The sequence below is a fragment of the Streptomyces sp. MS191 genome (assembly GCF_008042125.1).
GTDB lineage: Bacteria > Actinomycetota > Actinomycetes > Streptomycetales > Streptomycetaceae > Streptomyces.
Genome location: NZ_RDBI01000040.1, coordinates 1,763,307 through 1,771,858 on the forward strand (window position 1 = coordinate 1,763,307; position 8,552 = coordinate 1,771,858).

Below are 8,552 nucleotides of genomic sequence, written 5' to 3' on the forward strand. Positions count from 1 at the left end.
GAGCTGGTCGGTGTCCCTCCCCCGGCCGGTCGCTCCGCCGGGCGGCGCGGGGGTCTCCAGGGCGCCGCGGGCCGCCTTGCGCAGCACCGCGAGCATCCGGGAGGAGCCCTTGACACGGGCCACGGCCGGCTCGTCGTAGGCGGTGGCCTCGGCGCCGTCGACGAGGCTGCCGACCGCGCGGATCGCGACCTGGCCCTCCTCGCCGAGGGAGGGCAGGACGCCCTCGGTGTACGAGACGAGCAGCGGGGTCGGGGAGACGATCAGGATGCCGCCCGCGTAGCGCCGCCGGTCCTGGTAGAGCAGGTAGGCGGCCCGGTGCAGGGCGACCGCCGTCTTGCCGGTGCCCGGGCCGCCCTCGACGTACGTCACGGAGGCGGCGGGCGCGCGGATGACCAGGTCCTGCTCGGCCTGGATGCTGGAGACGATGTCGCGCATGGTGTGGCTGCGGGCCTGGCCCAGCGCGGCCATCAGGGCGCCGTCGCCGATCACCGGGAGCTCGCGCCCGTCGAGGGTCGCCCGCAGCTCGGGGCGCATCAGGTCGTCCTCGACGCCGAGGACCTTGCGGCCCTTGGAGCGGATGACGCGGCGGCGCACCACGCGGCCGGGGTCGACCGGGGTGGAGCGGTAGAACGGGGCGGCGGCGGGCGCGCGCCAGTCGATCACGAGCGGCGCGTAGTCGGAGTCGAGGACGCCGATACGGCCGATGTGGAGGGTCTCGCCGATCTCCGCGTACTGGTGGGGCCCGTCGGACCGCACCGCGTCCTCGGCGGGCTCGACGGACGTGTACGCGCCGTCGGGCCCCTTCTTGCCGTCCTTGCCGTTCAGCAGGTCGATCCTGCCGAAGAGGAAGTCCTCGAACTCGTTGTTGAGCCGGTTCAGGTGGACACCGGCCCGGAACACCTGGGCGTCGCGCTCGGCGAGGGCGCCGGGCGTGCCGACCTGACCTCGTTTCGCCGCGTCGTTCATCAGGAACTCCGCCTCGTGGATCTTCTCCTCGAGGCGGCGGTAGACCTGATCCAGATGTTCCTGTTCGATGCCGATCTCGCGGTCACGGACCGTGTCGACCACACCGACGGCTTCCTGCGCGGCCACCGAGGCCCCCTTCTGACGTGCACTGGGCAGCCGTCGAGCTTATGCCACAGAAGGGGCCTATGTCAGGCGTCGACCTCCACGAGGCGCTCGCCGTCGAAGGTGCGGACCTCGAAATGGTCGATGTCGTTGCGGTTCATGGCCGCTCCGCCGTGGACGTAGAGCGGGTTCTTCGCCGCCTCGGTGGCGGCGCCGGGGATGCCGTACCCCCACTTCGGGACGGCCCAGGAGGTGACGACCTCCTCGTCCCCGCTCTTGGACACGGCGACCAGCCGGCACTTCAGCGGACCCTTGACGTTCTTGAGTTCGAGGACGGCGTGGGTGCCCCAGCCCTTCTTCTCCACGCCGACGGTGGCGCTGACGAGCGTGGTCGGGTCGGTGGCCTGGAACTTCTCCTCCATGTGGTGGAAGAAGGCGTCCTCGGCGGGGCTGGTGGGGTGCGGGTCGGCGGCGACGTTGTTCGTCCCCCCGCCGGACGTGGCGACCACGGCGACGGCGGGGCCGCCGACGACGAGGACGGCCGCGGCGGCGACGAGGAAGAAGGTGCGGCGGCGGGTGCGGGCCCGGTGGGCCCCGACCTCGTCGACGAGACGGTCGAGGAGCTTCGGGTCGGGAAGCGCGCCGACCGGCGGCTCGCCCTTCCTGCGGGCGGCCAGGGGCACCGGCGGGCGGGGGGCGAAGGCGTCGAAGGCGTCCTCCGCGTAGGGGTCGATGCCGGAGAGGCCGGCGTCCCGGAGCCGGGCTCCGGAGGACGGGGACGGCGTGTCCGCGAGCATGGCCAGCATCGGCTCCATCCCGGCGAACTCCTCGAGATGCGCGGCACACACCTCACAGCCCCCAAGATGAGCTTCGAACGCGGCGGCATCGTCGGTGTCCAAGATGCCGAGCACATACGCGCCCGCCGCATCATGTGGCGACGTCATACCGTTACCCCCCTCTCCTCCAACGCGAGCTTCATGGACCGCAGTGCGTAGAACACCCGGGACCGCACGGTCCCGGCGGGTATACCAAGACTCTCGGCCGCCTCGTTGACCGTACGCCCCTTGAAGTAGGTCTCGACCAACACTTCCCGGTGAGCGGGCGTCAAATCTTCGAGTGCGTCAGAGAGCGTCATCAGCCACAGCGCCTTGTCGATCTCGTCCTCCGCGGGCAGGACCTCGAGCGGTGACGGATCGACCTCCTGAGGCCGGGCCTGCCGGCTTCGGTGGCCGTCGATGACGATGCGCCGGGCGACCGTCACCAGCCAGGGTCTGACAGAGCCGGTAGCCCGGTTGAGCTGGCCGGCGTTCTTCCAGGCACGGATGAGCGTCTCCTGTACGACGTCCTCGGCGCGCTGGCGGTCACCGGCGACGAGACGGAGTACGTAGGCGAGCAGCGGTCCGGCATGTTCGCGGTAGAGGGCTCGCATCAACTCTTCGTCTGGGACGGCGGGTCGAATGCGGGTCACCTCGTTGCGATGCCGGGCCCGATGCGGACGGTCATCGGCCACGGCCGCATCCTTGCGCACCTGAACCTCCCGGTCGAGACCCTGTTTGTCGTCCAGAGGTACGCACCGGGCGCGGGTTCTTCTCAATGTCGCGCGAACTTTTTCGAGCGGGTTCCGGCGCGGGGTCCGGGAGGGCTCAGGCGGCGTCCTTTCCGCGTCGCGCTGCCCGATGCCGGGCAACACGCTCGCGGTTTCCGCACAGTTCACCGGAACACCAGCGGCGCCGGTGTCCGCGGGAGGTGTCGAGAAAAAATCGGCGGCAGTTGTCGCCCTCGCACTGCCTGAGCAGCGCGCGGGCGACCGGGTCGGTCAGCAGGTCGACGGCGTCGCGGGCGACGGCGGCGAGCAGGGAGCGGCAGTCCGGTTCGGCGCTCAGCACCCGGACGAGCAGACCCGTCTCGGCGCGGACGGCGCGTGGGGCGGGTGGCGCGGAGGCGGCGGCGAGGGTGTTGAGCCGCTCCAGGGCGGGGTCGGCGCGCCGACCTTCGAGCTGGGCCCGGACGACATCGGCGACGCAGTCGCGCAGTTCGCGGAAGTGGACGACCCAGAGGGCGTCGAGGGAGCGCAACGGGGTGGCGGCCGGGACGAGTCCGGCGGTGTGGAGGAAGCGGTCGAGATGGTCCCCGCGGTCGAGCGGCAGGGCGGCCAGGTCCAGGCAGATCCGCCCGGAGTCGAACCGTACGGTCATGCCCCTGTCACCACCTCGCGGTCGGGAGCCCGTCGGTGCCCGCGTCGGGCTCCCGTCCAGAGTGCCCGCGCGGGGCCGGTCCGGCTAGAGGCCGGGACGTCCGAGGGCTGGCTGGTGCCGCGGCCGTCGTCGCGGACCCGGGAGGACCGCCCGGACGGGACTCAGCCCCGCGGCGGAGGGTCGTCGTGGAGGACGCGCTGGAAGAGGTGGTGGTCGCGCCACTCCCCGTCGATGTGGAGGTAGCGGGGCGCGGTGCCGATCTGCTCGAACCCGCTCTTGGCGAGGACGCGTTGGGAGGCGAGGTTGTCGAACATGGTGCAGGCCTCGATCCGGTGCAGGCCGAGTTCCTCGCGGGAGGCGCGGCAGACCTCCTCGACCAGCGCGCTCGCCAGACCGCGGCCGGTGTACCGCCCGTCCACCCAGTAGCCGAGGGAGGCACTGCGGAAGGGCCCGAGGACGATGCCGGAGAGGATCGCGGCCCCGACGATCACCTCGGACTCCTCCCCCGCCTCCGTGGACACGGCGAACCACCGCCGGCCGCCGTCGGCGAGCCGCTCCGCCTGGCCCTCGGCCGTGTAGTACGCCTCGGTCCGGTACGGCTCCCGGTGACGCATGTGCTCGCGGTTGCGCAGCAGGGCGGCGGCGAGCGCCGCGGCGTCGGAGGGAGCAGCGGGCCGGATGCGCACGGCGTCGGTGGTCACGGGGGCCACCGTAGACGCCGGCGTATGGGACCGGGACGCCGGCCCATGTCCACGGCGGCGGGCCGCCGCTTGACTGGGGACATGACGACGAACGAGACGCAGGGCAAGGTCGGGACGGCGGCGGGCACGGTGCTGGCCGCGGCGACGGGGGCCACGGGACTGGTCGCGGGGGTGTGGTTCGCGTACGTCTGCTCGGTGATGCCCGCGCTGGCGCGCAGCGACGACCGGGTCTTCGTCGAGGTGATGCGGAACATCAACGACGTGATCCAGAACCCGGTCTTCTTCACCGCCTTCTTCGGAGCGCTGGTCCTCACGGCGGTCTCGGCCTGGCAGCTCCGGGGGACGCGGGCGCGGGGCCCGGTGCTCGCGGCGCTGGTCCTCTGCCTGGCGGTGTTCGTGGTCACCTCGGCCGTCAGCGTCCCCCTGAACGACGCGCTCGCCGCCGCCCTGCTGCGCAACCGCGAGCACATGCGTCACCGGGAGCCGTACCGGACCGAGGCGTACTACACGGCCGAGGGCCAGGCGGAGCGGCTCGCCGACGGCGGCCGGCGGTGGTTCGCCGTGTCCACGGAGGCGGGGGAGGAGTCCGAGGTGATCGTCGGGGCCGCGATCCTCTCCGGCATCGTCCTCGGGCCCTTCCGCAGTGCCTCCCTCGGCTACTGGGTGGACGGGCGGTACACCGGCCGCGGTCTGGCGAGCGCGCTGGTCGAGGGGGCGGCGGTGGCGGCCGGAGGCGGCCGCGATCGACAACGCTCCCCGCGCCCGGGCAGGGCCTGGCGCCCCCTCCGCCCGGGCTCAGGCGTCCGCGTACTTCGCGTCCGCCGCCGGGTCCAGGGCCAGCCGGTAGCCCCGCTTGACGACCGTCTGGATCAGTTTCGGCGTGCCCAGCGCGGTACGGAGCCGGGCCATCGCCGTCTCCACCGCGTGCTCGTCCCGGCCCGCGCCCGGCAGGACGCGGAGCAGGTCGGCGCGCGAGACGACCCAGCCGGGGCGCCGGGCCAGCGTGTGGAGCAGGGCCATGCCGGCCGGCGGGACCGGGTGCAGTCGGCCGTCCACGAGGACGGCGTGACCGCGGATCTCGACCCGGTGCCCGGCCAGCGGCAGCGTGCGCGCCCGGGCAGGCAGCTCCTGGCAGAGCAGCTGTACGAGTGGCCCGAGCCGGAAGCGCTCGGGCTGGAGGGTGTCGATGCCGTGCGCCTGGAGCGGCAGGGCCGTGACCGGGCCCACGCAGACCGCAAGCACGTCGTGCCGCAGCGCCGCCAGCAGTTCGGCCGCCAGCCCCCGGTCCTCGGCCCGGGTCAGGAGGGAGGCCGCGGCGGGCGCGCTGGTGAAGGTGACCGCGTCCAGGGTGCGGTTCAGCACGCCGTCGAGCAGCCGGTCCAGCGGGCCGACGTCCTCCGGCGGCATCCACCGGTAGACGGGGACGCCGACGACCTCCGCGCCGCCCTCCGTGAGCGCCTCCACGAAGCCCGGCAGCGGCTCGCCGTGCAGCTGGAGCGCGATCCGCCGCCCGTCGACGCCCTCGCCCAGCAGCCGGTCGAGGACCTCGGCCATCGACTCCGAGGACGGCGACCACGTCTCGGTCAGCCCCGCCGCCCGCACCGCGCCCTTGACCTTGGGTCCGCGGGCGAGGAGCTCCACGCCCCGCAGGCAGGCGAGGAGTTCCTCGCCGTACCCCCAGCCGTCGGCCGCCTCGACCCAGCCCCGGAAGCCGATGGCCGTGGTGGCCACGACGACGTCCGGGGCGTGCTCGATGAGCTCCTTGGTGGCGGCGAGCAGCTCGGTGTCGTCCGCCAGGGGCACGATCCGCAGCGCGGGACCGTGGACGACGGCCGAACCCCGGCGCCGGAGGAGCGCGCCCAGCTCGTCCGCCCGCCGTGCCGCCGTGACGCCGACCGTGAAGCCGGCGAGGGGGCCCTGCTCTTGCTCGTACATGACGACCGAGCCTGACGGTGTCGCGTGACAGACTCGGTTCGCCTGTATTTCCTGCCCGTTACGGACCACTCCGGATCACACCTCGGCGTAGCCGGGCTGCGGTTCGGCGGCGTCCGAGGCCGCTGCCGCGGTCTCCGCCGTGTCCGGTACGGCGGCGGGCCGCCGAAGGTATACCGCCCAGGTCACGACCATGCACGCCGCGTAGAAGACCAGGAAGGCGACGAAGGCCGCGGTGCCCGTTCCGGCGGTCTGGAAGGACTGGCGGAAGGCGAGGTTGATGCCGAGCCCGCCGAGCGCGCCCACCGCGCCGATCAGGCCCATGGCGGCCCCGGAGAGCCGTCGGCCGTACGCCTCCGCGGCCTCGCCGGTCAGACCCCTGCGGTGCCCCTGGGAGAGGAAGATCGCGGGGATCATCTTGTACGTGGAGCCGTTGCCGAGGCCGCTGAGGACGAAGAGGCCGATGAAGCCCACGAGGAAGACCGTCAGGGACTCGACGGCCGAGGCGTAGACCACGACACCGGTCGACACGGCCATCGCGGCGAAGGTCCACAGGGTGATGCGGGCGCCCCCGTGGCGGTCGGCGAGCGAGCCGCCGATCGGCCGGATGAGGGAGCCGAGCAGCGGCCCGATGAAGGTGAGGGAGGCGGCCTGCAGCGGGGTGCGCCCGAACTGGGTCTGGAGCACGAGCCCGAAGGCGAAGCTGTAGCCGATGAAGGACCCGAAGGTGCCGATGTAGAGGAAGGCCATGATCCAGGTGTGGCCGGCCTGCACGGCCTCCTTGGCGGCGCCCGCGTCGTTCCTGACGGGTGCGAGGTTGTCCATGAAGAGCGCGGCGCAGACGGCCGCGACGACGATCAGCGGGATGTAGACGCCGAGGACGATCCGCGGGTGGGCCGCCCCCGCGACGCCGATCACGAGCAGGCCGACGAGCTGCACGACGGGGACGCCGATGTTGCCGCCGCCCGCGTTGAGGCCGAGCGCCCAGCCCTTCTTACGCAGCGGGAAGAAGGCGTTGATGTTGGTCATCGAGGAGGCGAAGTTGCCACCGCCGACGCCGGTGAGCGCGGCCACCAGCAGCAGGGTGCCGTACGAGGTGCCGGGCTCCATCACCGCGTAGGCGAAGCCGGTCGGCAGGAGGAGCATCAGGGCGCTGAAGACGGTCCAGTTCCGGCCGCCGAACCGGGCCACGGCGAAGGTGTAGGGGATCCGGATGAGCGCCCCGACGAAGGTGGCGGTCGCGATCAGGAAGAACTTCCCGGCCGGGTCGACGCCGTACTGCGGTCCCATGAAGAGGACCATGACCGACCACAGGCTCCAGATGGAGAAGCCGATGTGCTCGGAGAAGACGGAGAAGATCAGATTGCGCCGGGCGATCCGTTCTCCTCGTTCACGCCAGAAGGTCTCGTCCTCCGGCTCCCACCGTTCGATCCACCGGCCGCCCATCACGTACCTCCACGGTGTCGGGTCCCGAGCATCCGGATGCTCCGGACCTCGTGCAGCAGACGCTAGGGAGGCCGCGTTTCAGACCGGTGGCAGGAAGTGACGGGTACGGAACCTTGCTCTCACCCGGGGCGGGCGCGGGATGTGAGTACGCCCCGGATCCCGGCGGGCCGGGCCGTCAGGCGGGACCGTCCTGCGGTAGGCCCGCCTCGCCCTCGGGGAGCCAGGAGCCGGCCGGGCGCCGCAGCCAGCCCTCCCGGGCGCCCATCTCGGCGGCGGCGGCCCGCAGGGCGTCGAGGGCGGGATGGCGCAGCCCTCGGCGCCAGACCAGGCTGACCGGGGAGAGGGGCACGGGATCGACGAGCGGCCGCAGGACGCTCCCCGGCATGGGCGGGAAGTCGACGACGGCGAGGACGGGCGTGCGGCGGCGCTCCATGAGCCGGCGGAACTCCTCCTTGCCCACGGCCATCGGCGCCGGCGGTGCGACCGTGATCCCACGGCCGGCGAAGAGCCGGGCGGCGAGATCGGTCCACTCCGGGGTCCGGTCGTTGCCGGCGCCGGCGTAGACCTGCTCACCGGCGAGCGCCGCGAGCGGGACGGCGTCGAGGTCCGCCAGCGCGTGGTCCTGCGGCAGCACGATCGCCATCGGCTCGTAGCGCACGAACTGCGCGGCCAGCCCGGTCCGCAGCCGCGGGTCGAGGCCGCCGTAGCGCCCGAAGGACGCGTCGAGGCCGCCTGCCAGGATCTGCCGGGCGGCGCCGGTCAGTCCGCTCTCGAAGCGGGCCATCAGTTCGTGTTCCGGCGCGAGTTCGCGGGCCCGCTCCAGGACGCGGCAGTGGGCGAGGCCCGCGCTGTTGAGGTCGACGAGCAGCGGGCGGGCCTCGGCGCGGAAGGCGTCGGTCAGCGCGTCGCAGGCGGCCAGCACCGCCCGCGCGTACGGGAGGAGGCGTTCGCCCTCCGGGGTGAGCGCGACCTGGCGTGTGGTCCGCACGAAGAGCTCCGCGCCCAACTCCCGCTCCAAGCGCCGGATGTCCCGGCTGAGCGCCTGCTGGGCGACGTAGAGCCGGGCGGCGGCGCGGGTGAAGTGGAGCTCGTCGGCGACCGCGGCGAAGGCGCGCAGGAGCCGGGGTTCGATGTCGTGCGGATGCGGGGAAAGGGCCACGCGGCATTTAACAACACAGGTGCGTCAATGGGCGCCGATCAGGTGTTGGAC

Annotated in this window: 8 protein-coding genes and 1 pseudogene; 1 reads left to right on the top strand and 8 read right to left on the bottom strand. The window is 72.9% G+C overall.

Features of this window, described 5'->3' with window-relative positions; genetic code table 11:
• The 5 genes from EAO71_RS15095 to EAO71_RS15115 form a co-directional block, all read right to left on the bottom strand.
• On the bottom strand, nt 1–1,092 hold a 1,092-nt coding region (locus EAO71_RS15095; protein WP_459112781.1), incomplete at its 3' end, for a helicase domain-containing protein.
• A 62-nt stretch (nt 1,093–1,154) separates the two neighbouring features.
• Complete coding sequence (locus EAO71_RS15100; RefSeq protein WP_147978198.1) at nt 1,155–2,012, bottom strand: anti-sigma factor family protein; 858 nt, start codon at nt 2,010–2,012, stop codon at nt 1,155–1,157.
• Entirely contained in the window at nt 2,009–2,596 is a 588-nt protein-coding gene (locus EAO71_RS15105; RefSeq protein ID WP_147978199.1) for a sigma-70 family RNA polymerase sigma factor, read from the bottom strand. Before EAO71_RS15105 ends, EAO71_RS15100 begins: the two co-directional genes overlap by 4 nt.
• 115 nt (nt 2,597–2,711) lie before the next feature.
• Nucleotides 2,712–3,263 carry a CGNR zinc finger domain-containing protein gene (locus EAO71_RS15110; protein WP_147978200.1) on the bottom strand — a complete coding sequence of 184 codons (552 nt, stop codon included), beginning with the start codon at nt 3,261–3,263 and terminating at the stop codon, nt 2,712–2,714.
• Between the two features lie 161 nt (nt 3,264–3,424).
• Entirely contained in the window at nt 3,425–3,964 is a 540-nt protein-coding gene (locus EAO71_RS15115; RefSeq protein ID WP_261992143.1) for a GNAT family N-acetyltransferase, read from the bottom strand.
• 243 nt (nt 3,965–4,207) lie between these two features.
• Between EAO71_RS15115 and EAO71_RS40015 the strand changes: the two are divergent.
• A pseudogene (locus tag EAO71_RS40015) lies at nt 4,208–4,375 on the top strand (DUF1772 domain-containing protein); the annotation flags it as partial.
• Between the two features lie 384 nt (nt 4,376–4,759).
• Here EAO71_RS40015 and EAO71_RS15130 read toward each other — a convergent pair.
• The 3 genes from EAO71_RS15130 to EAO71_RS15140 all read right to left on the bottom strand — a co-directional run bounded on the left by EAO71_RS15130 (nt 4,760) and on the right by EAO71_RS15140 (nt 8,501).
• A complete protein-coding gene (locus EAO71_RS15130) occupies nt 4,760–5,899 on the bottom strand; it encodes a uroporphyrinogen-III synthase (RefSeq protein WP_147978202.1) in 1,140 nt (379 codons plus the stop codon).
• Between the two features lie 75 nt (nt 5,900–5,974).
• Nucleotides 5,975–7,342 (bottom strand): nitrate/nitrite transporter, encoded by a 1,368-nt coding sequence (locus EAO71_RS15135; protein ID WP_147978203.1) that lies wholly within the window; start codon nt 7,340–7,342, stop codon nt 5,975–5,977.
• Nucleotides 7,343–7,517: 175 nt separating this feature from the next.
• A complete protein-coding gene (locus tag EAO71_RS15140) occupies nt 7,518–8,501 on the bottom strand; it encodes a LysR family transcriptional regulator (RefSeq protein ID WP_147978204.1) in 984 nt (327 codons plus the stop codon).
• Nucleotides 8,502–8,552 lie beyond the last annotated feature (51 nt).

Excerpts from the sequence above, each read along its gene's own strand:
- EAO71_RS15100 (WP_147978198.1), bottom strand. The coding sequence starts at position 2,012 with ATGACGTCGCCACATGATGCGGCGGGCGCGTATGTGCTCGGCATCTTG.
- EAO71_RS15130 (WP_147978202.1), bottom strand. The coding sequence starts at position 5,899 with ATGTACGAGCAAGAGCAGGGCCCCCTCGCCGGCTTCACGGTCGGCGTC.
- EAO71_RS15135 (WP_147978203.1), bottom strand. The coding sequence starts at position 7,342 with ATGGGCGGCCGGTGGATCGAACGGTGGGAGCCGGAGGACGAGACCTTC.
- EAO71_RS15110 (WP_147978200.1), bottom strand. The coding sequence starts at position 3,263 with ATGACCGTACGGTTCGACTCCGGGCGGATCTGCCTGGACCTGGCCGCC.